Annotated in this window: 19 protein-coding genes, 1 tRNA gene and 2 rRNA genes (2 of these 22 cut by a window edge); 16 read left to right on the top strand and 6 right to left on the bottom strand. The window is 50.2% G+C overall.

Annotated features, from left to right (window positions below; all coding sequences use genetic code 11):
• The 4 genes from K1X45_RS08670 to K1X45_RS08655 all read left to right on the top strand — a co-directional run.
• Nucleotides 1–2,091, top strand: a 23S ribosomal RNA gene (locus K1X45_RS08670); it begins 717 nt to the left of the window's first position.
• A gap of 201 nt (nucleotides 2,092–2,292) precedes the next feature.
• A 5S ribosomal RNA gene (rrf, locus tag K1X45_RS08665) occupies nucleotides 2,293–2,407 on the top strand.
• 228 nt (nucleotides 2,408–2,635) lie between these two features.
• Nucleotides 2,636–2,712: transfer RNA gene (locus K1X45_RS08660), tRNA-Met, on the top strand.
• A gap of 641 nt (nucleotides 2,713–3,353) precedes the next feature.
• Nucleotides 3,354–4,637, top strand: coding sequence for a solute carrier family 23 protein (locus K1X45_RS08655; protein ID WP_075657621.1), 1,284 nt, complete (start codon nucleotides 3,354–3,356; stop codon nucleotides 4,635–4,637).
• A gap of 76 nt (nucleotides 4,638–4,713) precedes the next feature.
• On the opposite strand, the gene K1X45_RS08650 is transcribed toward K1X45_RS08655, so the two are convergent.
• The gene (locus K1X45_RS08650; RefSeq protein ID WP_022709208.1) at nucleotides 4,714–5,481 is read right to left on the bottom strand and encodes a Crp/Fnr family transcriptional regulator; all 768 of its coding nucleotides are present in this window, start codon (nucleotides 5,479–5,481) and stop codon (nucleotides 4,714–4,716) included.
• 488 nt (nucleotides 5,482–5,969) lie between these two features.
• Between K1X45_RS08650 and K1X45_RS08645 the strand changes: the two genes are divergently transcribed.
• A complete protein-coding gene (locus K1X45_RS08645) occupies nucleotides 5,970–6,635 on the top strand; it encodes a response regulator transcription factor (protein WP_022709207.1) in 666 nt (221 codons plus the stop codon).
• 458 nt (nucleotides 6,636–7,093) lie between these two features.
• Here the strand turns inward: K1X45_RS08645 and K1X45_RS08640 are convergent, their stop codons facing one another.
• On the bottom strand, nucleotides 7,094–7,486 hold the full coding sequence (locus K1X45_RS08640; protein WP_075657619.1) for a hypothetical protein: 393 nt from the start codon (nucleotides 7,484–7,486) through the stop codon (nucleotides 7,094–7,096).
• Nucleotides 7,487–7,653: 167 nt separating this feature from the next.
• Nucleotides 7,654–8,313, bottom strand: coding sequence for a hypothetical protein (locus K1X45_RS08635; RefSeq protein ID WP_116089386.1), 660 nt, complete (start codon nucleotides 8,311–8,313; stop codon nucleotides 7,654–7,656).
• Between the two features lie 332 nt (nucleotides 8,314–8,645).
• On the opposite strand from K1X45_RS08635, the gene K1X45_RS08630 reads away from it, so the two are divergent.
• From K1X45_RS08630 to K1X45_RS08620, 3 genes are all read left to right on the top strand, one after another.
• A complete protein-coding gene (locus K1X45_RS08630; protein WP_220158576.1) occupies nucleotides 8,646–9,173 on the top strand; it encodes a ClbS/DfsB family four-helix bundle protein in 528 nt (175 codons plus the stop codon).
• 201 nt (nucleotides 9,174–9,374) lie between these two features.
• On the top strand, nucleotides 9,375–10,568 hold the full coding sequence (locus K1X45_RS08625) for a calcium:proton antiporter (RefSeq protein ID WP_255560364.1): 1,194 nt from the start codon (nucleotides 9,375–9,377) through the stop codon (nucleotides 10,566–10,568).
• 37 nt (nucleotides 10,569–10,605) lie between these two features.
• Nucleotides 10,606–11,055, top strand: coding sequence for a DUF411 domain-containing protein (locus K1X45_RS08620; RefSeq protein WP_220158575.1), 450 nt, complete (start codon nucleotides 10,606–10,608; stop codon nucleotides 11,053–11,055).
• Nucleotides 11,056–11,111: 56 nt separating this feature from the next.
• On the opposite strand, the gene ada is transcribed toward K1X45_RS08620, so the two are convergent.
• From ada to K1X45_RS08605, 3 genes are all read right to left on the bottom strand, one after another.
• Nucleotides 11,112–12,194: a bifunctional DNA-binding transcriptional regulator/O6-methylguanine-DNA methyltransferase Ada gene (ada, locus tag K1X45_RS08615; RefSeq protein ID WP_220158574.1), complete on the bottom strand. Its 1,083-nt coding sequence runs from the start codon at nucleotides 12,192–12,194 to the stop codon at nucleotides 11,112–11,114.
• 179 nt (nucleotides 12,195–12,373) lie between these two features.
• Nucleotides 12,374–13,024 (bottom strand): DNA oxidative demethylase AlkB, encoded by a 651-nt coding sequence (alkB, locus tag K1X45_RS08610; RefSeq protein WP_220160435.1) that lies wholly within the window; start codon nucleotides 13,022–13,024, stop codon nucleotides 12,374–12,376.
• A 260-nt stretch (nucleotides 13,025–13,284) separates the two neighbouring features.
• A complete protein-coding gene (locus tag K1X45_RS08605; RefSeq protein WP_220158573.1) occupies nucleotides 13,285–14,754 on the bottom strand; it encodes a patatin-like phospholipase family protein in 1,470 nt (489 codons plus the stop codon).
• A 318-nt stretch (nucleotides 14,755–15,072) separates the two neighbouring features.
• Between K1X45_RS08605 and K1X45_RS08600 the strand changes: the two genes are divergently transcribed.
• From K1X45_RS08600 to K1X45_RS08565, 8 genes are all read left to right on the top strand, one after another.
• Nucleotides 15,073–16,224: a M20 aminoacylase family protein gene (locus K1X45_RS08600; RefSeq protein ID WP_220158572.1), complete on the top strand. Its 1,152-nt coding sequence runs from the start codon at nucleotides 15,073–15,075 to the stop codon at nucleotides 16,222–16,224.
• A gap of 364 nt (nucleotides 16,225–16,588) precedes the next feature.
• The gene (locus K1X45_RS08595; protein ID WP_220158571.1) at nucleotides 16,589–18,220 is read left to right on the top strand and encodes an amidohydrolase; all 1,632 of its coding nucleotides are present in this window, start codon (nucleotides 16,589–16,591) and stop codon (nucleotides 18,218–18,220) included.
• Nucleotides 18,221–18,383: 163 nt separating this feature from the next.
• Complete coding sequence (locus K1X45_RS08590) at nucleotides 18,384–19,955, top strand: ABC transporter substrate-binding protein (protein WP_255560948.1); 1,572 nt, start codon at nucleotides 18,384–18,386, stop codon at nucleotides 19,953–19,955.
• Nucleotides 19,956–20,220: 265 nt separating this feature from the next.
• Nucleotides 20,221–21,156 (top strand): ABC transporter permease, encoded by a 936-nt coding sequence (locus K1X45_RS08585; protein WP_220158570.1) that lies wholly within the window; start codon nucleotides 20,221–20,223, stop codon nucleotides 21,154–21,156.
• Nucleotides 21,157–21,160: 4 nt separating this feature from the next.
• On the top strand, nucleotides 21,161–21,982 hold the full coding sequence (locus K1X45_RS08580; protein ID WP_022709140.1) for an ABC transporter permease: 822 nt from the start codon (nucleotides 21,161–21,163) through the stop codon (nucleotides 21,980–21,982).
• A complete protein-coding gene (locus K1X45_RS08575; protein WP_220158569.1) occupies nucleotides 21,979–22,995 on the top strand; it encodes an ABC transporter ATP-binding protein in 1,017 nt (338 codons plus the stop codon). Before K1X45_RS08580 ends, K1X45_RS08575 begins: the two co-directional genes overlap by 4 nt.
• Nucleotides 22,988–23,959, top strand: coding sequence for an ABC transporter ATP-binding protein (locus K1X45_RS08570; RefSeq protein WP_220158568.1), 972 nt, complete (start codon nucleotides 22,988–22,990; stop codon nucleotides 23,957–23,959). The genes K1X45_RS08575 and K1X45_RS08570 overlap by 8 nt, the downstream gene beginning before the upstream one ends.
• An 82-nt stretch (nucleotides 23,960–24,041) precedes the next feature.
• Nucleotides 24,042–25,000, top strand: partial view of an amidase gene (locus K1X45_RS08565; RefSeq protein ID WP_220158567.1) — the 5' portion only. 364 nt of this gene lie beyond the right edge of the window; 959 of the gene's 1,323 nt are visible here — the first part of the coding sequence; its start codon is at nucleotides 24,042–24,044; its stop codon lies off the right edge, out of view.

Below are 25,000 nucleotides of genomic sequence, written 5' to 3'. Positions count from 1 at the left end.
ACCCGAAACCGAGTGATCTAGCCATGAGCAGGTTGAAGGTTGGGTAACACCAACTGGAGGACCGAACCCATATCTGTTGCAATAGATTGGGATGACTTGTGGCTAGGGGTGAAAGGCCAATCAAACTCGGAGATAGCTGGTTCTCCGCGAAATCTATTTAGGTAGAGCGTCCAGCGAATACCTCAGGGGGTAGAGCACTGAATGGGTAATGGGGACTCACCGTCTTACTGATCTCAATCAAACTCCGAATACCTGAGAGTACTACTGGGCAGACACACGGCGGGTGCTAACGTCCGTCGTGAAGAGGGCAACAACCCTGACCACCATCTAAGGTCCCTAAGTTATGGCTAAGTGGGAAAGGATGTGAGGATCCCAAAACAACCAGGATGTTGGCTTAGAAGCAGCCATCATTTAAAGAAAGCGTAACAGCTCACTGGTCTAGATAAGGGTCTTTGCGCCGAAAATGTACCGGGGCTAAAGCCATACACCGAAGCTGTGGATGCACGTATGTGCGTGGTAGCGGAGCGTTCTGTAAGCCTGTGAAGGGATACTCGTGAGAGATCCTGGAGGTATCAGAAGTGAGAATGCTGACATGAGTAACGATAAAGAGTGTGAGAGACACTCTCGCCGAAAGTCCAAGGGTTCCTGCTTAAAGTTAATCTGAGCAGGGTTAGCCGGCCCCTAAGGCGAGGCCGAAAGGCGTAGTCGATGGGAACCACGTTAATATTCGTGGGCCTGTGGGTAGTGACGGATCGCGTGTGTTGTAAGGTCTTATTGGATTGATCTTGCAGCGAAGCGGTTCCAGGAAATAGCTCCCACATATAGACCGTACCCTAAACCGACACTGGTGGACTGGTAGAGTATACCAAGGCGCTTGAGAGAACTGCGTTGAAGGAACTCGGCAAATTGCACGCGTAACTTCGGAAGAAGCGTGACCCTTGTTTGCGCAAGCAGATGAGGGTGGCACAGACCAGGGGGTAGCGACTGTTTACCAAAAACACAGGGCTCTGCGAAGTCGCAAGACGACGTATAGGGTCTGACGCCTGCCCGGTGCTGGAAGGTTAAGAGGAGAGGTGCAAGCCTTGAATTGAAGCCCCAGTAAACGGCGGCCGTAACTATAACGGTCCTAAGGTAGCGAAATTCCTTGTCGGGTAAGTTCCGACCTGCACGAATGGCGTAACGACTTCCCCGCTGTCTCCAACGCAGACTCAGTGAAATTGAATTCCCCGTGAAGATGCGGGGTTCCTGCGGTTAGACGGAAAGACCCCGTGCACCTTTACTATAGCTTTACACTGGCATTTGTGGCGACATGTGTAGGATAGGTGGTAGACTTTGAAGCGGAGGCGCCAGCCTTCGTGGAGTCATCCTTGAAATACCACCCTTATCGTCATAGATGTCTAACTGCGACCCGTATATCCGGGTCCAGGACCGTGTATGGTGGGTAGTTTGACTGGGGCGGTCGCCTCCTAAAGAGTAACGGAGGCGCGCGATGGTGGGCTCAGAACGGTCGGAAATCGTTCGTCGAGTGCAATGGCATAAGCCCGCCTGACTGCAAGACAGACAAGTCGAGCAGAGACGAAAGTCGGTCATAGTGATCCGGTGGTCCCGTGTGGAAGGGCCATCGCTCAACGGATAAAAGGTACGCCGGGGATAACAGGCTGATGACCCCCAAGAGTCCATATCGACGGGGTTGTTTGGCACCTCGATGTCGACTCATCGCATCCTGGGGCTGGAGCAGGTCCCAAGGGTATGGCTGTTCGCCATTTAAAGCGGTACGTGAGTTGGGTTCAGAACGTCGTGAGACAGTTCGGTCCCTATCTGCCGTGGGTGTAGGAATATTGAAAGGATCTGTCCCTAGTACGAGAGGACCGGGATGGACGTATCTCTGGTGGATCTGTTGTCGTGCCAACGGCATAGCAGAGTAGCTATATACGGACTAGATAACCGCTGAAGGCATCTAAGCGGGAAACTAACCTTAAAACGAGTATTCCCTATCAGAGCCGTGGAAGACCACCACGTTGATAGGCCGGATGTGGAAGTGCAGTAATGCATGCAGCTGACCGGTACTAATAGCTCGATCGACTTGATTGTTCTCATTATCAATATCCATCAAGCTCATCCAATGGATGAGTTTGATAGTTTCTTCTCTCTCACGCCCTATTCACTTCGTGAATGGCTCCGAGAGGGCGGCCTAACGGCCGGCACGCAGTCGCGTGCTTAGAGACGGAACTGCGCTAATTACGCAGTGCACGAAAAATCCAGCTTCTTATTTGTTTCTGTGCCCTTTGCTGACCTGGTGGTTATGGCGGAGCGGCTGCACCCGATCCCATTCCGAACTCGGCCGTGAAACGCTCCAGCGCCAATGGTACTTTGTCTTAAGACACGGGAGAGTAGGTCGCTGCCAGGTCTGCAAATGGCACAGAAAACAAAAACATCTTCTCAAACATTCAGCGCTAAACGCGCAAATCAATCGCTTACCGATAAGACAATCTTCAAAGCAAATCTTAAGCGATCATATATCTAGGGTGGAGCGCCCGTTCGGCCTACAATCGATAATCAATCGATTGCTATACGGCCTCACCTCATCAGGCTACGCCTGACTTCGCTCCCGGGCTCAAAACCCGAAAATCTTTGACGCGGGGTGGAGCAGCCCGGTAGCTCGTCAGGCTCATAACCTGAAGGCCGCAGGTTCAAATCCTGCCCCCGCAACCAAATCCCCTCAAAGCAATAAAGCCACGGCAGAAATGCGCGGGGCTTTTTTTGTATTTAAAGCATGAGAATGAGAAAAGCGAGGAGAGGGGGGGCGCAAAACCTCTCCATCTAGACAATATGTAATCCTTCTTAGGATTACTGAGGTCATAGTAATGGTCGAACAGCTCTAGGTCGTTTCATTATATATTGTTCACAGTTGAAGTCGTGCAACTCTGGCTAGGTGCGGTTAAACACTCTTATCATTGGTTGTTTTGCTGATTTTAAATGTATCCAGATTTTCCAGTTAGCAGGATGACTTCAAAGCTGCGTCATATTTTTCTAATTACAGTTTGTATTGTAAGACCTGCATTTTTATGAAGTAAATATAGCGATGCGAGCGGTTTATGCTGCGAATTATATGTTGATGACAAAATATACTTATTAACATTGAATACACGTTCAAGTTAACATGGCTGATGCTCAATCTAAAAAATAATTATCTTCAAGAAAATGATGAGCCAGACAGCAGTGCCGTATCTTTGCATGCAATCCATGTTTTCAGTGTAATTGGGCTATTTGTACCGGTTTTTACACTGCGCCTCGTGGATATCTCTGACACAAATAGCTAAAGAAAAAATCTGCATATTATGTAAGGGGACAATATGGCTTATTTTCCAACCTGGCGTTTGACCAATAACGTCACCGTTTTACCTGATGAACGATTGCCGACTTCTGCCGCAATCCCGATGGGCATTCAGCATCTTCTTGCAATGTCCGGCTCCACGATTGTTGCGCCGCTGATCATGGGTTTCGATCCCAATGTCGCGGTCTTCTTTTCCGGTATCGGTACATTATTGTTTTTTCTGATCACCGGTGGCCGCGTACCAAGCTATCTTGGCTCTTCTTTTGCTTTCATCGCCGTTGTTATAGCTGCGACAGGTTATGGTGGCAGCGGTGCTAATGCCAATATTGGCGTTGCATTAGGCGGGATTATTGCCTGCGGTGCGCTTTATGCTTTGATTGGTCTCATTGTTATGGGGGTAGGTACCGGCTGGGTTGAAAGACTGATGCCGCCGGCTGTAACCGGTGCAATCGGTGTTGCTATCGGGCTGAACCTTGCACCTGTTGCTGTCAGTCAGCTTAAAGGAACACATGCGCATATTACGATCGCTCTGATGACAGTCCTGTGCATGGCGATTATTTCCGCCTATGGACCAAGAGCGACACGTCGAGTTGCGGTTTTGCTGGCACTGGTCTTCGGCTATCTGCTCGTTCTGATTTTTGGGAACGGGTTGGGTATGGTTCCGGGCATTAATTTTGATGCCGTCGGTGCAGCTGCTTGGTTTGGTTTGCCGCATTTTGTGAAGCCTGAATTCAGCTGGCCTGCAATTACATTGATTGCGCCGGTTGCCATTGTTCTTGTTGCAGAAAATCTCGGTCATATTAAAGCGCTTGGCTCAATTACCGGTCAGAACATGGATCGCTATATCGGCAGAGGCTTCTTTGCAGATGGTCTGGCAACTATGGTTTCCGGTTCCGGTGGCGGCACAGGTGTAACGACCTATGCAGAAAACATCGGTGTTATGGCAATGACCAAAGTTTATTCGACTCTTGTCTTTGTTATCGCTGCGGTTGTTGCTCTGGCTTTGAGCTTGTCACCAAAATTCGGTGCAATTCTGCAGACCATTCCGGCTCCGGTTCTGGCTGGTTTGGCTGTCTCAGTTTTCGGTCTGATTGCTTCCGCAATGGCACGTATCTGGGTTGTGAATAAAGTTGATTTCGCCGATCCGCGTAATCTTTTCACCGTTGGTGTGGCGCTGATTTTCGGTGCAGGCGACTTTACTGTTACGATCGGTGATTTCGCATTGGGTGGTATTGGTACCTCCACACTTGCTGCATTGGTTTTATACCAGCTTCTTGGCATTGGTCGTCGCGAAACGGCTTAATGATAAAGTGAAACACTGGCCGGAAAGGTTCCGGCCAGTGTTTTTTGTATTGGTAATAAAGACACTATTTTGGTCTTTAATGCAGTGTTGCACGGTCGAAAACGGACATATTCATAAACTCGCCGTCATATTCAGCGAGATAGACCAGACCTTTGCGATTTAAATATTCGACCCTGCCATTTTTGAAAATCAGAAGACCTTCTTCCCGCAGTTCCCGCAACATACGGTTCATATGAATCGGGCTTAGTCCCAACGCATCTGCAAGCTGATATTGCGTGATAGGACAGTAGAAACCCGTGTCTTCACCCATGCCGCAGGCTTTCGCCCTGTCTCCCAGTTCCAGCAATAAATGTGCGGTTCTCACAAGAGCGCTTCGGCAGCCGATATTCGTAATATGCTCGATCAGCATAGATCGTTGTCGTGCAAAAAGCTCAATGAGCACAAAACTGAGTTTTGGAGCACTGTTGATAGCGTGGGCGAGGGAGTTCAGCGGGATTTCAAAAACAGTCATCGGAGTAATGGCGGCGACAGTATTATAACTGCGGCCTGCAGCGGTTCTTAAACCGACAAAATCACTGCGCATCGGAAAATCCAGAACCTGTCTTTCCCCATTGGACAGATCACGATGGACACAGCCCCATCCGCTTTGCACCAGATGGATACTGCGGATGCGCTCACCTTGATTGATTATAGTCTGATCGGTTTGAAAATGGCGCTCTTCAACCTGCAAGCCGGAGATGGCTTGAAGCTCTGTGGTTCCGAAGTCGGCTGCAATGGGCGGTGATGTGAGAAGCTCTGACAGAGCGTTTGTAACGCCATTGGCATTTTGTGATTTATTATGCATCCTCCCCCCCGCTCTTACTAAACTGAAAACGCCGAAATCAGGGTGTTCATATATGGGTTTTGTTCCGAAGCCGGTTTACGGGCTTCGGGATGCGTATCCGTACATTTCCGGAATTAGACTTACACTTTGGAAATGCTCTGTTTATTTGTTTTTATATACGATCCATTACACAGCCGGTTTCTGTTTTGCCGGAAACGCACTAGATCAAAAGATGTAGTTGTTACCCCTATTTGTGTAATTAAATTTCGGCACGCATATTTATAAAATTTATTTTTGCTAACTTAGGTTAAGGACAAGCTTATCCTATAAAAGCAATAATTCAAACCATCCGCATTAGTTTTGTTTAAGCAACGCAGATGGTGCGAAGCTGTTTGCGCTCTTATTATGACTAAAAACATCAAGTATAAGATGAATGTTTATAAAGTAGAGTAGGGAGGAGTGGGGGGATGCAATACAGGGCAGCTTCCGAAGGTGCAGGGGAGTATAAGATGATGATCGCAGAGAAAAATCTGGAAAAACGTCTTGTTCTCATCTGCAAAAATAATCTTGATCGCGAATGTCTGTATAATGGATTACTTAATACAGGTTTGAGGTTGCCAATTGTTTGTTACGAAACATTGGAGCATAGCGACGCTGAATCTGCCGGTTTGAGTGCAGCTGTTTTATTGCTGCATATCGGCACCAGAAAAGTAACGGATCCGGAGCTTTCCGGAGAGATTAAAAACATCAAAGCGGAATGGGATCCCGTGCCGCTCATATTGCTGTCTGAATGTGAAGACTGGGATCAGGTCGTCTGTGCCATCGAGCTTGGCGCCCGTGGTTATATCCCGACTTCTGTTGGTATCCGTGTTTGTGTTGAAGCGGTTCATCTGGCCATGGCCGGAGGGACATTTATACCGGCAACAAGCATTACCGGAAAAGCACAGCCCAAAAAGACAGACACTCATGAGTTAAGCGGGTTGTTTACTGCCCGTGAGATTCAGGTGATTCAGCTGTTGCGACAGGGAAAAGCAAATAAAGTGATTGCCTATGAACTGAGTATGAGTGAGGCGACGGTCAAAGTTCATATGCATAATATTATGAAGAAATTCGGCGCTACAAACCGGACAGAAGTCGCCTATAAATTGAACAATTTATATCAAAATGTATTTTAATACATTCTCCGGAATTGAGAAGATTATTTGAGCGCATTGCAAGGTGTGAGGATTTCTTTGCGCTCAAATAATTTTCAAGTTCCGGTCGTTTAATATCCCAAATCATTTCATCGTTTATTTTAACCGGCTGACTCGCTTGTGCCGGCTGAATCTTAGAGCGGTTCCGGTTCATCTTGAATCGGTAGAACAGCTCTAACTTTTTTGTTTTTGCACATGTCTTTATCCCAAAACCGGTTCCCGCTTTTGGGAGACATGCTCTAGAAATTGTGTAGGAGTGGATGTTGTCCACTCCTACAGAATGAGAGCGGGTATCCTATTGATTCGGACTCTCATTCTTTTCGAAACGGAAGAAGTAGAAACTTCCCGTTATTTTACTCTTTGGGGGCGAAGAGTAAGTTTCAGGCTGCCTGCGATTGCTATTCCCGCTGGCATCAAGAAAATACATTATCCAGCGATAGTCAGGGATTGATGCTGACAAAGCCTGAGGCTGAGCCCATTGCACCACCGGTTGCGCTGGCTGCGGACGATCCACCGAGAAACCCTGTGCTCGAGTTTGCAACGGCACCTGACTGACCGGAAATACCAGAGCTGTAAAGAGATCCGGAAGCACCGATACCAAAGCCAGGTACAACGACGCCGCCGCCGATACCGGTTGTGGTGGCCCAGCCATTGGTTGTGCCATAGCCCTGAGCTGTGGAACCGGCTCCTAAGAAGCCGCCGCCGCTGACTGCGGAGTTACCCATAGTCTGACCGGCGAAGCCGCCGCCCCATTCAACTGTTTGTGCGGAAGCAGGCAGTGCTCCGGCGAGAGCCAGCGCTGAGACTGCTGCAAAAGCAAGAAGTCTTTTCATTTTTATATCCTCCAACTGTTATGGCAAATCTCCCGTTTGCCAGATATATCCGACGATATATCCCGCTGCCCATGGCCGCTCAGAAGGCTTGGCCATGGGCAAAAGGCTATATCCACGAATGGCAAAATTTTTGTCATGTGGTTGATTTTCATGCTCTGTCTGTCTGCTCACATCACAGGACGCGGGCAAAACCAGGCGCGGCCTCTTTGCGCGTCATTGCGCAGTGTGCAGCCTTTGGCTTCCAGATCACTGCTGGAAAGACCAAGGGCTTTCGCAGAGTAAGTCCGTTTGTTGCCGACGGGGGCGGGAGCAGAGGCTCTCTGTACGCGCGGAGCGGGGGCAACTGAAGCGGATGCTACGGCTGTCGGCGTGGTGCGGTATGAGACCTGCCGTGCAGCCACCCCCTGAGAAGGGCAGACAATACCTGTCGCATTCAATGAGGCGCGAACCTCTTTGTTGAGACAGACCAGATCAAGGGCAGCGCTTCTGTGCCCGAGACCTGCCAGAGCTGACGCATAGGCACGACGGTTACATTCCTTCATTTCATAGGTCGAACCGATACCAAAACCCCAGCCGGTTGCACCGATACCGGCACTGGCTGAGCCCGCGCAGGAATGAACACCTGCAGCTACCAACCCCGGAGAAATCGCAGGAACAGTTGTTCTGATCCTGTTCGGGGAGGTATTGGTACTGCCAATGGCAATCGCCGTTGCCCCTGACTGAGAGTTGGAATTGGCATTATTGTCCATTGTAAAGGACTGCGCCAATGCGTTACCGCCAGTAATACTGATAATACCAGCGCACAATAGGATACCCAGTTTAGCCATAGCTAACTCCTTTCCGGGGCGCGAGAACGCCCGGCTTTGTGTGGCTTGATTGTTTGATGACATATGCTGACAAAGCGGATTTGCTTTGCTGAAACTGATTGTAAGTATGTTTCGGGCTTTGAAATGCTGGAAAATTGATTAATCGGAATAATAATATTGATGGGCTTTCTTTACCTGCCTGTAAATTTATTATCCCTATTGTCTATGGTTTCTCTAAACCGGATCTGTATTCCTGTTGTTGTAGAACGTAAGATTTACGCAAAGTTACGTATCTGCAGGTGGTTTAAAACTGCTGCTGCATGTGCGGATCAGCAGAATTCAGGTGAAATTCCATGGCGATTCCACAGACGAAGGACGAGTTGACCGACGCAGTTACTGTAAATTTTGACAGTCTGATGCGGATCGTCCGAAAGGTTCCGGCCGACAGGATCACAGAGAAAAGCCTCGATGGTCATGCCAAAGACACGCAAATGAGTGTGAAGGATCTGCTGGCCTATCTCACCGGCTGGAATGAGCTCGTGATTAAATGGCTGGAGAAAGATCGCGCCGGTGAGCCGATCGATTTTCCGGAGACAGGGTATAAATGGAATGAGTTGGGCAGACTGGCTCAGAAATTTTACAGGGATTATGATGTGCTGACTTATGAAGCGCTGTTGTTGCGTTTGCAGGCCGCTAAAGAAACAATCATTCAGCAGATTTCAGAGCGATCAGATGAAGCACTTTATGGTGCCGGCTGGTACGACAAATGGACGATGGGGCGTATGATACAGTTCAACACTTCATCGCCCTATAAAAATGCATGCGGGCGCTTGCGCAAATGGCTGAAGACAGTTCCGGCTGACAAATCGCAGGCGATGTAAAGGTTGCGAAAACCGACGGCTATCATTATATAGCCACAGTGCAGGACGACCTGCCATTGCATCATACGGGGACGGCCCCTCTATCCGGTGCAGAGCGTATCAGAACCGAGTGTTCCGACCCGCATTCTGCCCTTTTGAATGACGCGCATTGTTCTGAAATTGTTTTTCAGATGCGCTCGAACAGATGGAGAGCAGGGCCTTATGAAACAACGATCTGAACCAGCCGCTATGCCAGCCGTAACTAAGGTTGCATCGCTGCGGTCACTTTTTCCGCCGCTGACAATTATCCGCCTTCTGATTGCATGGCTTGTGGTTGCTGTTTTTGCCATTTGGGGCAAACAATGGCTGAGCGAGCCGTTTGACAGCACAATTGCAGTTCTGTGTTTTCTTGCGCTGTTTGCAACAATCATCATGGCATCTTTTGGCGTTGTGGGAGAGGCGGATCATCTGGCGCATCAGTTGGGTGAACCTTACGGCACGCTTATTCTCACGCTGTCGATTGTCTCTATTGAAGTTATTCTGATTGCATCGGTTCTGCTCGGGCCGGGTGAATTCCCGACAATCGGCCGTGACGCTATTTTTTCCGTCATGATGATTATTCTTAATCTTGTGACCGGTCTTTGTTTGCTGGCAGGCGGTTTGCGCTATCGTGAGCAGGAATATAATGCGCAGGGCGCAGTCACTTACTTGTCGCTGATTACCGTTCTGACCGGACTTGCTCTGGTGCTGCCGAATTATGTTTCCGGCACCGGTGAGTTCAACTTTGTGCAGGCCGTAGCATTTTCTGCCATTACGATAGCAGTGTATGGCCTGTTTCTGTGGATGCAGATCGGCGGTTACAGCCGCTTGTTTATTCAGCCGAAATCAGGCGATATGACCGTACTGGCGAGTGAAGCGCAAATGCTTGCCCAAGACGATGCGGCACCGGCAGTCTTGGATAAACGGGCAATCCTTATCCGCTCGGTTATTCTGATTGCGATGATCCTGCCGATTGTTTTGCTGGCTCATGATCTGGCTATTCTGATTGATTACGGTATTGAGACGGTCAATGCGCCTGTAGCACTCGGCGGTGTATTGATTGCAATCATTGTGTTTACACCGGAGTCGATTACAGCTGTGAAAGCGGCGCTGAATAATGAAATGCAGCGCGCGATCAATTTGTGTCTCGGTGCTTTTGTCTCGACTGTGGGGCTGACTGTACCGGCGGTGCTGATTATCGGTCTGGTGATGAATAAAACCGTGACAATGGGCATTTCCGGCGTTGAAACAATTTTGTTTCTGCTGACAATTGCGCTCACGGCTTTCAGCTTTATCGGGCAGAAAACCTCACCGGTTCAAGGGATTTTGCATCTGGCATTGTTTGCTGTTTTCAGCGTGTTGCTGTTCAGTTCGTAAAATATGACATAACCCGTTCAAAGAAGGATTTTGTAAAATGAAGCTTATGCAAGTGGCCGGTGCCGGTATGTTTGCCCTGATGCTGAGCGGGTTTGTCTCCGGAGCATCCGCCCAGAATAGTAAAGTGGTTGAATTGTATAAATCACCTTATTGCGGATGCTGCGGTGCATGGGGCGACCATATGAAAGCGGCGGGCTTTGAGATTAAAGAACACAATATTGAAGATCTGAGCCCGATCAAAGCCAAATACGGTGTTACGGATGATCTTCAGTCCTGCCACACAGCTATTATTGATGGCCATGTTATTGAAGGTCATGTACCTGCTCAGGATATTGAGAAACTTCTTGCTGAGGGCGGTGAAAAATCCGGTCTTGCCGTACCGGGTATGCCTGTCGGCTCTCCGGGAATGGAGCAGGGCGGTATGAGTGAGCCTTATCAGGTTATCCGTTTCTCAAAGACGGAGCGCTCTGTTTTCGCACAGCATTAATAGCACTAAGACTGTAACAGCTGCAGGGCTGTTACAGTCATTCTTCTCAAGCGGGATTAGCCTTGTGCTTTACTCTTCTCTTTGCTGAGCAATGTGCGTTTGCGCTCCACGCCCCAGCGATAGCCGGAAAGACCGCCGTCATTGCGCACAACACGGTGGCAGGGAACGACAACAGCAACCGGATTGGCCGCACAGGCACCGGCAACTGCACGCGCAGCTTTAGGCATGCCGGCAAGACTGGCGAGTTCCGCATAGCTGACGGTTTGTCCCGGCGGAATCTGACGCAAAATCTGCCAGATTTTTTGCTGAAAGACCGTGCCGTGAATATCCAGCGGTAAGGAAAATTGCGGCTGCGGCTGATCGATAAACTCCAGACAGGTCTTCAGTGTCGTTTCAAAATCACTGCCACCCTGAGAGATTTCAGCTTTCGGGAAGCGTTTTTTCAGATCATTCAGCAATTCGTCAGCATTATCACCGAGCAAAATCGAGCTGATGCCTTTTGACGTTGCCGCAACCAGTATTTTACCAAGGGAGCAGGGTGCAATTGCATATTGAAGCATGATGTCTGCGCCTCCTTTTTTATAGGCAGATGCGGTCATGCCGGAAAGCCTGTTTTTTGAGGCATAGAAATTACTGCTTTCATTATAACCGGAATTGTAAATCGCCTCTGTCACAGAGGTTTTATTGTTTTTAAGTTCCTGTTCAAGCCTTTGCATCCGCAGTGACTGGGCATAGTTTTTCGGTGTGATACCGGTAACCTGCTTAAACAGCTTGTGAAAATGCGATGTGCTGAAACCGGCATGGGCGGCGAGGCTGCTGAGATCAGGTGCGGTTTCATTGTCGCGGATGAGGCGGCAGGCTTCTTCAACAATCCGGTTCTGCTGTTGCTGCAAGGTTTCCTGACGCTGCGGCAGACAGCGCAGACATGGCCGGTAGCCTGCGATTTCAGCCTGACGGGAATGGTCGAAAATCTGCGTATGCTCAGGTTTTGGTCTGCGGGAAGGGCAGGTCGGCCTGCAATAAATACCTGTCGTGCTGATGGCGTAAACAAATGTGCCGTCGGCATCAGTTTTGCGATCCAGCACGGCCTGCCAGCGCGGATCATCAAGGAGTTTGTCTATGCGGGCGTGCTTGTTCACGATCTTACCTTTCTTTGAATAGATCACAGGTTATCGCGTGAATTTTGTTCCTGCACTGCAAATCTTATTTTCAAATTTGAGCATGTATCCCAAAAGTGAGTGCCGGTTTTGGGATAAAGACATGCGTTAAAATAAAGCGAAAGGGCGAGTATAGCGCATCAGATTATACGCAACCCGCTCTAAGCCGCTTTTCTGAAGGTCAGATTGATGCGGTAGCGGCCAAGCAGCGGATGATCTCCGTCTTTCAGTGGCGTAATACCATGATAATAAAGGCGTGATACGCCGCCCCATACCACGACATCGCCGTGCTGCAATGCATATTTGAGCACCGGATCTGTCCGTTTCAAGCCACCGAACTGAAAGGTGGCAGGCAGACCCAGTGACACTGAGACAATCGGATGGTCAGGACTTTTCTCATCTTTATCCTGATGCAATGAGAGTTTGGTCTTTGGCTCATAACGGTTGATGAGGCAGGCATCGGGCATAAAATCAGCATATCCGGCTTTGGCTGCTGCTTTTTGGGCAAGCTGCAGAAAACTCTCCGGCATCTGCGGCCAGTTCCGGCCTGTTTGCGGATCAACAGGACTGTAGCGATAACCACTGCGATCACTGACCCAGCCGAGTGATCCGCAATTGCTCATAGCAACAGACATGGTAAAGCCGCCGGGCGTAACCATGTGCCGGAACGGAGCCTGTTCGGTGATGGCAGACAGGCTTGAGAGCAGATCCTGTTCCGCTGACAGAGCAAATCTGCGTAACAATACAGCGCCTTCAGCAAGGTTTTCCTGCTCTGGTTGCGCGGAGGTCAGTCCTGAAAAAAGATCTTGCATCATCATAACCGGATCAGAAAAGGGCACGAAATATGAGTATAAACGACTGTCGTCTTAGAACATAATTTAAAAAAACCGGGTCAGTTGAAGGTAAATTATGCTCTGATTTTAAAGTGCTCGAGCGAGTTTTGTGTGCTAGAGCATTTCACAGTCAAGCTGGATCAACTTGACATCGGGATAATGTGACAAACTAAGGAAACTAGAGCGGACATTGCGATCCAACATGAACGTAAACCGCTCTAAGTCTGGCACACGGCGCTCTAATGAAAAACGGGAAGTGCGGCAGAGGCGCGTTTAACCGGCGCAACCTGTTCTGAGCGCTTCACCTGAGCGAATTTCTGAATATCCAGAACCGCATTCTGAATTTTCTCGTGCTGCAAAATCGCCTGACGACCGGAGGCGATGGCCAGATCAACCTGTTGTTTCGGCAGGCTGAAACGGGTCGGAATTTTGTTGAGACGGGCTTGCGTGGCACTATCCAGATCACGGAAACTGACGGCTTCGACAATCAGGGACAAATCCCTGCAATTCCAGCCCTGCAAAGTACCGCGATATTCTTTGACCTTGGCTGAAGGCAGTGAGCAGCGATACTGAATGAGATCTTGCTGCCATTGATTGGTGGCCAGTTTCAGAGCATCAAAACCCTCACGCACAGAGGCCGAGATTGCTGTATAGACTGTGGCAGCGGCGACCTCGGTCAATATCGGGCCGTTTACATTTGTTGCCCATGGTTCTTCACCCTCAGTTCCGGCATCCGCAACAATGAAAATCAGCTTGCGCAATTTGACCGCCTCTGCCGGAGACAGCGGGCCGTAAGGGTTTTTTGCGCCAGCCCGTGCCAGCGCGAATGGGGTGACACCGATATTATCGGTCAATGCGCCATCCAGCAGCTTGATATAGCGTTGTTTCGGATCATTACGATAAGCATAGAGGCTGCGTGCATAGGCATTGAGACGCAGTGAAACATCCGGATTGGTGAGTGTCTCCTGTAGCCATTGCGGCGGCTGATAGTTACACTTCTTGTGCATGGCGGAGATAACCACCGGAGAGAACACCACGGGAACTGCCGCTGAGGCACTCACAGCATCGGCAAGATAGACTTTATCGAGATCGCTGCACAAAGCTTCAAATGTATCATCGGTAAAGTGGAACGGCGTACGGTTATAAATATCTGATGCGGTAATCCACACGGTCGGTGCATCACTGCGTCTGAGAGCTGCAAAGGTTTTACCATGAAACAGATTGTCGTTCAGCCATTGGGCAAATCCGTTCCGGTCATTCAGACCGCCGCCGATGGTGCGTACGACATTTTCGGGATGCAGCAATGAGGTACGCAGGCCTTCCTCTGCATTGCGGTACAGAAATTTCTCCCGAAAGTCGCGATATTTATCAGGGCCGGTCATGCCATAATAGGCGGCAGCAACTGCCCCGCCTGAAGCACCGGAAACCAGCCTGACATTATCAATCAGCCGCCGCTTATAGGGATATTCATCAATTACCGTTTCATCCAACGCCTGCAATACACCATAGGCAAAAGCGGCAGAGCGCGTTCCGCCACCTGAAAAGGCCAGTGCTACAACGGTTGATCCGTCATTGCCGTGATCGGCGATATAGTCTGTTCTTTTGCTTTGAATATCCGACTCATGGCTGTTGATCGGGCCGACATCTTTGGACGCGCAGGCGGACAGAGCAAATAGCGCAGCAGAAATCAGACTGATTGATAAACGCACATTCTGCTCCGTTTTATTGGCCATGGGCTGAAACAGACAGCAACCGCAGCCTGCAAGATGCCTGTTTTATTGCATATCCAGCACTTTTAAGAGAGCGGTTTGTTTCCGGCAAGTGAAATTCAAATGGCGGAAAGATAAAACAAAGAAAAACAATTATAGGTGGTGCTTATGTTCGTGCAAATCGTCCATCGAATAGTATAAGAAATACTGATCCTGTAACCATGGCTGTGCATTGATCGGGTGATGCGGAATTCGTAACCGGTATGGACGCGCTGGTTTGCAGGTGATTTGCATATTGGGGCATAATGGGAGTGGGCTATGGGAAAATTTGATTTCAGCAGCTTTTTGCCGGAGCTGATTAAGATAAGGCATCAGCTGCATGCGATGCCGGAAATCGGATTATCTGAATTTAAAACATCGGAATTCATTGCGCAGCATCTGACAAAATGGGGCTTTGAGGTAACGCGCGGTCTGGGACAGACAGGTGTTGTCGGATCGCTGAAGCGCGGCGACAGCAACCGTTCAATCGGTTTTCGTGCAGATTTCGATGCTTTGCCGATTTTGGAGGAAACCGGTCTGCCTTATGCAAGCCAGCATGAAGGCGTGATGCATGCCTGCGGCCATGACGGTCATACGGCGATGCTGCTGGGAGCAGCATATGCTCTGTCGCAGGATCAGGATTTTAACGGTGCGGTTCATATGATTTTCCAGCCGGCGGAAGAGAATTTCGGCGGCGGCAAAATGATGATTGAAGACGGTTTGTTTGAGCGTTTCCCTTGTGAGCAGGTTTTCGCGATTCATAATATGCCAGGGCTGGCGACAGGCGTATTTTCAGCAAAAGCCGGTGCGATGGCCGCATCGATTGATGTGCTGACACTGACTGTTAAAGGCAGCGGCGGTCATGGTGCCATGCCGGAGCTGACCGTTGATCCGGTTGTAGTTGCGTCCAGTATTGTGATGGCTTTGCAGACGCTGGTTTCCCGTAATATTTCTCCGCATCAGCCTGCAGTGCTCACTGTTGGCTCTTTCCAGTCGGGTTCTGCCTGCAATATTATCCCGGATACTGCTGTGCTTGAACTGTCGATGCGAGCAATGGATCCGTCTGTACGGGTAGCACTGCGTGATCGCGTGGATGAAATTGCCCGTTTTCAGGCGAAAAGCTATCAGGCGGAAGTGCAGCTTGACTGGGCTGTGGGCTATCCGGCAACCATCAACAACAAACAAGCCTATGAACTGGCGCGGGATGTGGCGGTTGCCAGCTTTGGCGAGGATGTTTTTGAAGAGCTGGATGTGCCGATGATGGGCAGTGAGGATTTCTCCTTCCTGCTGGAAGCGGTGCCGGGAGCCTATATCTTCCTTGGCAATGGTGACAGCAGCGGGTTGCATACCAGCCGTTACAATTTTAATGATGAGATATTGGAGCGCGGAGCCTCTTTCTTCCATCAGATGGCAAAATCCAGTCTCGTATAGACATAAAGCGGGCGAATCTGCCCGCAATTTTGCAGATCACCAAGGTGATATATCTATCGAATTTATGCATAGCCTCATGAGGGGTGTGCATATAGTCGTCATCAAATCCTAAAAATCGTCGAAACGAAGTTTTATTGCGCAAAATGACGTAAAAATAACGTCTAATTTTAACAAATGCGCAGCTTGCTTTTCATTTCGTATAATGAAAGGCTTCAGTCAAAGATAAAAAAATGCCGGAGCTTTATACCTTGCAAGGAAGGGTAAGGCGAATCGGCATGACGGGAAACAGTGATAATACTGCAGAGCAGAATGCGCGGGAACAAAGCGACGATTGCCTGCAGCAGCATGAAGGGGAGGGCACATCATGTCCGCGAGCGGGATGATTATTGCCGATAAAATTTTGCACAATGGTACCATCTGGTGCGGTTATGAAGAAGGTGCTGTTGAGGCACTGGCCATCTGGCAAGGCAAGGTGCTGGCCGGCGGCAAGTCTCAGGATATTCTGCAGTTTCAGGGGGAAGCTACAGAGCTTGTTGACCTCAAAGGCGCATTCGCCACACCGGGTCTGAACGACGCGCATCTGCATCTGATTTCCACCGGTCTGTCTCTGAAGCGGATTGATGCAACACCTGCTGTCTTGCCGACACTGGCTGATTTGCAGGAAGCGATCCGTGCAAAAGCGGCAACATTGCCGAAAGGCGAATGGATTCTGGCGCGCGGCTATGACCAGACCAAGCTGGATATTGGCCGTCATCCGCATAAATCCGAGCTGGATCAGGCGGCACCCGAACATCCGGTTCTGCTGACCCGTGCCTGCGGCCATGTGGCGATTGCCAATTCCTTTGCGCTGAAACTTGCCGGTGTGGATGAAACAACACCTGTGCCGGATGGCGGATTGATTGAACAGAAAAACGGCGCTCTGACCGGTATGCTGGCTGAAAATGCGCAGGATCTGGTGCGCGCTGTCATTCCTGAGCCAAGCGAAGAGCAGATTATTGAAGCCATTGAAGACGGCGGCAATATGCTGCTTTCCTATGGTATTACATCCTGCATGGATGCTGCGGTCGGTCAGATTGCCGGTTATAAAGAAATCCGCGCTTATAATATTGCCAAGCGTGATAACCGTTTGCCGGTGCGTACATGGTTGGTTCTGCTCGGTGATCCGGGTAAGTCAGTGGTGCCGCAATGCTATGAAAGCGGTCTGGTTTCCGGTGTCGGCGATGATATGCTGACCATCGGTGCGGTCAAACTCTTCCTTGACGGTTCTGCGGGGGGCAAAACCGCATGGATGTCCGTGCCATATCACGGCGATGATGTGGACAATATTGGTGTGCAGATTCTCAGTGATGAAGATTTGCAGGCCATGGTGATGGATGCTCACGCCAAAGGTTACCAGCTGGCTTGCCATGCGATCGGTGATATGGCGATCGAACAGCTGATTACCGCCTATGAAAAAGCGCTGGCTGCCTATCCTGATCCGGATCGTCGCCACCGTATTGAACATTGTGGTTTCTCCAGCGATGAACAGCATCAGCGTATGCTCAAAGCCGGTATTTATCCGTGCCCGCAGCAGGTTTTCATCTATGATTTCGGCGATGCTTATATTTCGGTTCTGGGGGATGAACGTGCCCGTCCGAGCTATCCGCTGAAGACATGGCGCGATCTCGGTTTCAAACCGGCGACCGGCAGTGACAGCCCTGTCTGCCATCCGAATCCGTTTCCGAATCTTTACACGATGTTGACCCGCAAGACATGGAAAGGCACTGTAATGGATGAAAACCAGCGTGTTTCCATCGAGGAAGCTTTGCAGGTTTACACCGAATATGGTGCATTTTCACAGAAGATGGAGACTGTGAAAGGCAAGCTGGTTGCCGGTCAGGTCGCGGATATTGCCGTGTTCTCACGCAATATGCTGGAAGCGACACCGGAGGAAATTCTCAGCGATACGCAGTGCATTATGACATTGCGCGGCGGTGAGATTGTGTTTGCACGCTGAAACAGCGGCAGCGTATCCCGAAAATTGTGAAGCGGTTTTCGGATGAGATACGCGGCAAAAGCAGAGAATAAGGCTGCGGGATTAGGAGACCGCAGCCGGAATAAAAATAAATTCTGAGGAGGGGATATTCTCAATGATGAAACGCTTAGCCTTAATCTCAACAATGGCGGCATCTTTGCTGGCCGGCGTGGCCATGAATGCTTCCGCTCAAGAACCGCGCAAAGGCGGCACGATTAATTTCGTTGCGCCTTACGGTTCAAGCTTCGGTACGCTGGACAATCAGGCAACCACTGCAACGCAGGACGAGTTCCCGACCAAAGCGCTGCATCGCCGCCTTTATTCATGGGATGGCACAGCCAACAAGCCGCAGCTTGATCTGGCAACGGAAGTGAAAGCTTCGGATGATCGTCTGACCTATACTTTCAAACTGCGTCAGGATGCATTTTTCCATAATGACAAGCAGATGACTGCGGATGACATCATCTACAGCTATAAGCGCGCGATGACACCGGGCAAAGCCTATGTCGGTGCCCGCTATATCAGCAATGTTAAAGGCGCGGATGCTTATTCCGAAGGCAAAGTTCAGGAAATCGAAGGCCTGAAGAAAATTGATGATTTCACGCTCGAAGTCACATTGAATGAAGCGCTGGATCCGGGCTTTATTTTCATGCAGCCGAGCACAGTGATTTATCCGGATGGCGAAGCCGATAAAGACAGCTTCAAAAGCCGTCCTGTGGGGCTCGGACCTTACAAATTCGCTGAATATATTCCGGGCTCACGTCTGACCGTTGAAAAATGGGAAAAATTCTACCTTAAAGACAAACCTTATGCCGATAAAATCAACATTATGCTGATGGGTGAAGCCGCAGCCCGTGATGTTGCTTTCCGTAATAAGGAAGTGGATGTTTCGGTTCTCGGACCTGCACAATATGTGACCTATAAAGCTGATCCGGAACTGTCGAAAAACATTCTGGAAGTCGCGGAAGTTTATACCCGCGTTATGGGTTTCAACCGTGATGTGAAACCGCTTCAGGACAAGCGCGTTCGTCAGGCTATCAATTATGCGATCGACTCCGATTTGATCATCAAGCGTCTGGCTAAAGACAAAGCCTATCGTGCTGTCAGCTGGCTACCGCTTTCGTCGCCTGCTTTTGACAAGGATGCCAAGCCATATCCTTATGATCCGGAAAAAGCGAAAGCCCTGCTGGCTGAAGCCGGTTATCCGGATGGTTTTGAATTCGAGCTGACGGCAACGCAGAATGAAAGCTGGGGTCTGACAATCGCAGAAGCGATTATTCCGATGCTGGATAAAGTCGGCATCAAGCTGAAAACCAAGCCGGTTGAATCCGCTGTGCTTTCGGAAGATGTGCCAAGCGGCAATTTCCAGTCCTTCATGTGGTCGCTGGAAAGCGGTCCGGATCCTCTGACAGCGCTGCAGTGCTTCTATTCCAAGACACCGCAGTCTTCCTGTAACTATACAAAATTCAACAATGCTGAATTTGACAAGTTATATGAAGCCGCTCAGAAAACCGCGTCTGAAGATGAGCGCAACGATCTGCTGCGTCAGGCCAATAATATCCTGCAGGATGAAGCACCATACTGGTTCTTCAACTATAACAAGGCCGTTATTGCCTATCAGCCATGGTTGCACGGCCTGCAGCCGAACTCTGCTGAGCTTGCAATTCAGGCTTATGAAGAGCTTTGGGTGGACGACAGCGTTCCGAGCGGTCGTTAAACCCGTGCCCGTTTGAGGCGGGGGGCGTGCCGGAGAGCGGGTTTCTGCTCTCCGGTCCAATTTCAGTCTTCAGAGCATTGTGTTTTTGACCGCACGTGACCGGATTGAGCCTGTCGCGCGGGTTTTATTGTCCAAAATGCTCTCGGTTTTTGTTTCGTCGCATATCGGTACGGAGCGGATGCAGGAAAAATCAGTCGGGTGAATAGGCTATCCTGCGGATATGTTCCGGATTTTTCACGATATGCTGTAGGAAGGGGCACTCAGGTTGCTTCGATTTGTTATCAGGCGAGTATTGCAGATGATACCGACCATTCTGGCGGTGTCTCTTCTTATCTTCGTCATTTTCAGTGTTATTCCGGGCAGTTTTACATCCAGCCAGATTGCTGACGGTAAGGGACGTAATGATCCCAAAGTCGCCGAGCAGATGAATAAAGAATTCGGCCTCGACAAACCGGTTTATGAGCGGTTCGGGACATATGTTGTCAGTCTGGTGCAATTTGATTTAGGCAAGTCATTCCGTACACGTCAGCCTGTGACACAGGTGCTGATGGAGCGTATGTGGCCAACGATGAAGCTGGCGATTGCCGCTATGATGCTTGCAGTGCTGATTGGTGTGCCGCTCGGCTTTATCGCGGCGCTGAAACCGGGCAGTATATTAGATACTTTCACAATGATTGGTGCGGTTTCCGGCCTGTCGCTGCCGCAGTTCTGGCTTGGTCTGCTGCTGATGTATTTCTTCGCGCTGACTTTGGGCTGGTTGCCGAGTTTCGGTTATGGCGACGGCGGTATCCGTAATCTTATATTGCCGGCTGTAACCTTGAGCGTGGCACCACTGGCCTTGCTGGCGCGCACAACCCGTGCGGCTGTGCTTGAAGTGATGGGCACGGATTTCATCCGTACAGCCCGTTCCAAAGGTATGAATGCCTATCGTCTGGTCACATGGCATCTGGTGCGTAACGCGCTGGTTCTGATTATCACCACTGTCGGCCTGCAATTTGGTTCGCTGATGGGCGCAGCCGTTGTGATCGAGAAATTATTCTCATGGCCGGGGCTCGGCTCACTGCTCGTTGACAGCGTATCAATGCGCGATATTCCGGTAGTGCAGGGTGCTATTCTCATGATCGTATTGTGGTTCCTGATCATTAATACTGTTGTCGATATTCTTTATGCGGTAATTGATCCGCGCATCAGCCACGAGTAGCGCCATGAGATTACGTTTCAATCTGTTATTCGGCGGAGTGCTGTGTGTGGTTATTCTGGCCGCCGGTATTTTCGCTCCTTTGCTGGCACATTATGATCCGGTGCTGGATGCTGACCTTATTAATGCGGAGCTGCCGCCGGACGGTGATTTCTGGTTCGGCACCGACGCACAGGGGCGCGATGTGTTCAGCCGTGTGCTTTACGGGGCACGCATTTCGCTGACTGTGGGTATTGTCTCGCAGATCATCAACACCATTATCGGCCTTACTTTGGGCATTTCCGCCGGTTATTTCGGTGGCCGCTGGGATGATTTTGTCTGCGGTCTGACCAATCTGATGCTGTCGATCCCGTCGCTGATTTTTGCACTGGCAATTATGGCGATCCTCGGCCCTGGCCTTGGCAGCCTGCTGATTGCGCTGGGCCTGACCAACTGGTCATGGACCTGCCGTATTGCCCGTTCATCCGCATTGTCTTTGAAGAAGCAGGGCTATGTTCAGGCGGCAAAGACACTGGGTTATAGTGATATCCGCATTATGATTACCCAGATTTTACCGAATATGATCGGCCCAATTCTGGTTATCGGTACGCTCGGCATGGGCGATGCTATTCTGGCAGAAGCGGCACTTTCCTATCTCGGTCTGGGCATTCGTCCGCCATTCCCGAGCTGGGGCAGTATGCTGACCGATGCGCGTGAGCTGATTGCCATTGCGCCATGGGCAGCTATTTTCCCGGGGCTTGCAATCTTCCTGACAGTTCTGGGGCTTAATCTGTTTGGTGACGGCTTACGCGATGTGCTGGATCCGCATATGAGGAGCCGCAAATCATGAGCGATACACCATTATTAGAACTGAAAAACCTACATATTGATATGGTTTCCGGTGAAACGCGGTTTAACGTGGTTGAGAATGTTTCATTCTCGATCGGTGCCGGTGAAACCTTTGGTCTGGTGGGGGAATCCGGTTGCGGAAAATCCATCACTTCGCTTTCCATTATGGGGCTTTTGAATCGTCCTCTGGAAGTGAGTTCCGGTGAGATTCTGTTTAAAGGACAGGATCTGCTCAAGCTGAGCAATCGCGATATGCGTAAATTGCGCGGCAGCCGGATTGCGATGATTTTTCAGGAGCCGATGACTGCACTGAACCCGCTGGCAACAGTGGGGCGACAGATTGCTGAAATGTTTGTGCTCCATCAGGGCGCAACATGGCATGAGGCGGAGAAGAAGGCGATTGAGGCTTTGGCGCAGGTGCATGTGCCAGCACCGGAAAGCCGTGTGAAAAACTATCCGCACCAGATGTCCGGTGGTATGCGTCAGCGTGTGATGATTGCCATCGCGCTGGCCTGCAATCCTGATCTGCTGATAGCGGATGAACCTACGACCGCGCTTGATGTGACTGTTCAGGCAGAAATTCTGAAACTGATGCAGGAATTGTGCTCATCACGCGGAACATCCGTGCTGATGATCAGCCATGATCTCGGCGTGATTGCGAAAATGTGCAAACGCGTCGGTGTGATGTATGCCGGTCATCTGGTTGAAGAGCAGAATGTTGCGGACTTGTTCGGGCATCCGGCACATCCTTATACGCACGGGCTTTTGAGTTCACTGCCCGTTTTGGGGCAGCGGAAACCGGATGAACGTAAAAAGCTTCAGGAGATTGAAGGTGTTGTACCTTCTATTTCGGCTTTTCCGAAAGGCTGCCGGTTTCAGCCGCGTTGTACACGGGCGACTGATATTTGCCTGACAAAAGTACCGCCGCAAACCGAGCTGGAACAGAATGCAAGCATTCAGAACGGGGATACGGAAGCCAAACGCGGTTTCGTGAGGTGTTATCATCATGAGTGAGAAGAACACGCCGCTGTTGCGTATTGAAAATCTCAATGTTCATTTTCCGGTGGCTGCCGGCTTGTTTCGCAAGTCAAAACAAGCCGTGCGCGCGGTCAATAATTTCAGTCTTGATCTGCATAAAGGTGAATGTCTTTCCATTGTGGGGGAATCCGGTTGCGGCAAATCCACTTTGGCGCTGTCAATTCTCGGTCTGCAAAAACCGACTTCGGGTACGATCTATTTTGAAGGTAAACCGATTACCGGTGAAAAAGGGCCAAGCCGTCTTGAGCGGGCACAGATGGCGCAGATGGTTTTTCAGGATCCTTATGCGTCACTCAATCCGCGACAGACGATTTATACCTCGCTTGCAGCACCTTTACGCCTGCAGGGTATGACGACAAAATCGGAACTCAATGACCGTGTTGAGAATACGATGAAGCTTGTCGGTCTGAAGCCAGAGCATGCCAAGCGTCTGCCACATGAATTTTCCGGTGGTCAACGTCAGCGTATCGGAATTGCCCGCGCGCTGGTTCTCAATCCGAAAGTTGTGGTGCTGGATGAGCCGGTTTCGGCGTTGGATGTATCTATCCGCGCACAGATCATCAATCTGTTGCTGGAACTGAAGGATGAATTGCAGCTCTCATATATAATGATCAGCCATGATCTGAGTGTGGTTGAGCATATGAGTGACCGCGTTGCGGTGATGTATTTCGGTCAGGTGGTGGAACAAGGTCCGTGGCAGGATGTGTTTGCCAATCCGACACATCCTTATACCCGGCGATTAATGGGCGCGATTCCTGATCCGTTTGCAATCGTTCGCGGTGAAGAACGCAGCGGTATGGATGAGGCTCCGCCACCGCCTGCAGGCTATGATTATTATCCGCGGGAATTCGGCAAACATGATGTTTATACCGTGCCGCCGGTAACAGAGCTTTTGCCTGTTGCTGACACGCATAAAGTCCGGTTTATCGCTCAGCGATAATGACGGATATTGATGCATAATATATTATAAAGAGAGAAAAGGTCATGAACCGGTTACGGCTCGTGGCCTTTTATTCTGAGAGATGGTGACTGAACACAATGATGAGGGCAGGGAATTGTCAGCACGCCAAAAACTGGATGCAATTTTAAAACGCCTTGAAGATCGCAAGGCTACGGAAGCGGTTTATGTCAAACTCTATCCGGATACAGCGCGCGCTGAAGCTGATGCTGCAGACATGCGAGCGGCAAGAGGGGAGAGCCTTGGCCCGCTGGATGGCAAGATTGTCTCGATCAAAGACCTGTTCGATGTGGCGGGAGAGCCAAATCTTGCTGGCTCAATCATTCGTAAAACAGCAGAGCCGGCGACAAAAGATGCGGTGATCGTCGAGCGTCTGCGTAAAGCCGGTGCGATTATCATCGGTAAAACGCATATGACGGAATTTGCTTTCACGGCTACGGGGCTTAATCCGCATTATCCGGTGCCGGGCAATGCTTATGATGCAAGTCTGGTGACTGGCGGTTCTTCTTCCGGTGCAGCTGTCAGCGCGGGTGAAGGCACATGTGATATTGCAATCGGTTCAGATACCGGCGGATCGGTACGTATTCCGGCGGCATTGAATGGTGTTGTCGGCTTTAAGCCGACCCATGGGCGTGTTTCGCTGGAAGGCGCATTCCCGCTGTCGCCGACCCTCGATTCCGTCGGGCCTTTGGCCAAGACTGTTGTGGCTTGTGCGGATGCTGATGCGATTATGGCCGGTGAAGCGCCGCTGCCTTTAGAAAAGATCGAACTCGCAGGTCTCAAAGTCGGTATTCCGCAGGGCATTGTGCTGCAGGATATGGAAGAGGACGTAGCTGCGGCCTATCAGTCCGTGTTGAAAAAACTGGAGGCTGCCGGTGCGGTATTTATAGAGTGCAGCTTTGACACTCTTATTAATACACTGCGCACGGGCCCGAACAAAGGATCGCTCACTGGCATTGAAGCCGCACATATACATAAAGAGTGGCTGAACGATTTATCGATGCCGGTTGATGAGCGTGTCAG

This window comes from Pseudochrobactrum sp. Wa41.01b-1, assembly GCF_019464455.1.
GTDB classification, from domain to species: Bacteria; Pseudomonadota; Alphaproteobacteria; order Rhizobiales; family Rhizobiaceae; genus Pseudochrobactrum; species Pseudochrobactrum saccharolyticum.
Note: the sequence above shows the minus strand (reverse complement) of the source record. Positions and strands in the feature narration are given on the sequence as shown.

What these genes read in the sequence shown, in the direction of transcription:
- K1X45_RS08590 (WP_255560948.1), top strand. Translation starts at nt 18,384, where the DNA reads ATGGCGGCATCTTTGCTGGCCGGCGTGGCCATGAATGCTTCCGCTCAA.
- K1X45_RS08650 (WP_022709208.1), bottom strand. Translation starts at nt 5,481, where the DNA reads ATGCATAATAAATCACAAAATGCCAATGGCGTTACAAACGCTCTGTCA.
- K1X45_RS08595 (WP_220158571.1), top strand. Translation starts at nt 16,589, where the DNA reads ATGTCCGCGAGCGGGATGATTATTGCCGATAAAATTTTGCACAATGGT.
- alkB (WP_220160435.1), bottom strand. Translation starts at nt 13,024, where the DNA reads ATGCAAGATCTTTTTTCAGGACTGACCTCCGCGCAACCAGAGCAGGAA.
- K1X45_RS08655 (WP_075657621.1), top strand. Translation starts at nt 3,354, where the DNA reads ATGGCTTATTTTCCAACCTGGCGTTTGACCAATAACGTCACCGTTTTA.
- K1X45_RS08625 (WP_255560364.1), top strand. Translation starts at nt 9,375, where the DNA reads ATGAAACAACGATCTGAACCAGCCGCTATGCCAGCCGTAACTAAGGTT.
- K1X45_RS08635 (WP_116089386.1), bottom strand. Translation starts at nt 8,313, where the DNA reads ATGGCTAAACTGGGTATCCTATTGTGCGCTGGTATTATCAGTATTACT.
- K1X45_RS08640 (WP_075657619.1), bottom strand. Translation starts at nt 7,486, where the DNA reads ATGAAAAGACTTCTTGCTTTTGCAGCAGTCTCAGCGCTGGCTCTCGCC.
- K1X45_RS08620 (WP_220158575.1), top strand. Translation starts at nt 10,606, where the DNA reads ATGAAGCTTATGCAAGTGGCCGGTGCCGGTATGTTTGCCCTGATGCTG.
- K1X45_RS08575 (WP_220158569.1), top strand. Translation starts at nt 21,979, where the DNA reads ATGAGCGATACACCATTATTAGAACTGAAAAACCTACATATTGATATG.
- K1X45_RS08600 (WP_220158572.1), top strand. Translation starts at nt 15,073, where the DNA reads ATGGGAAAATTTGATTTCAGCAGCTTTTTGCCGGAGCTGATTAAGATA.
- K1X45_RS08580 (WP_022709140.1), top strand. Translation starts at nt 21,161, where the DNA reads ATGAGATTACGTTTCAATCTGTTATTCGGCGGAGTGCTGTGTGTGGTT.
- K1X45_RS08570 (WP_220158568.1), top strand. Translation starts at nt 22,988, where the DNA reads ATGAGTGAGAAGAACACGCCGCTGTTGCGTATTGAAAATCTCAATGTT.
- K1X45_RS08630 (WP_220158576.1), top strand. Translation starts at nt 8,646, where the DNA reads ATGGCGATTCCACAGACGAAGGACGAGTTGACCGACGCAGTTACTGTA.
- K1X45_RS08645 (WP_022709207.1), top strand. Translation starts at nt 5,970, where the DNA reads ATGATGATCGCAGAGAAAAATCTGGAAAAACGTCTTGTTCTCATCTGC.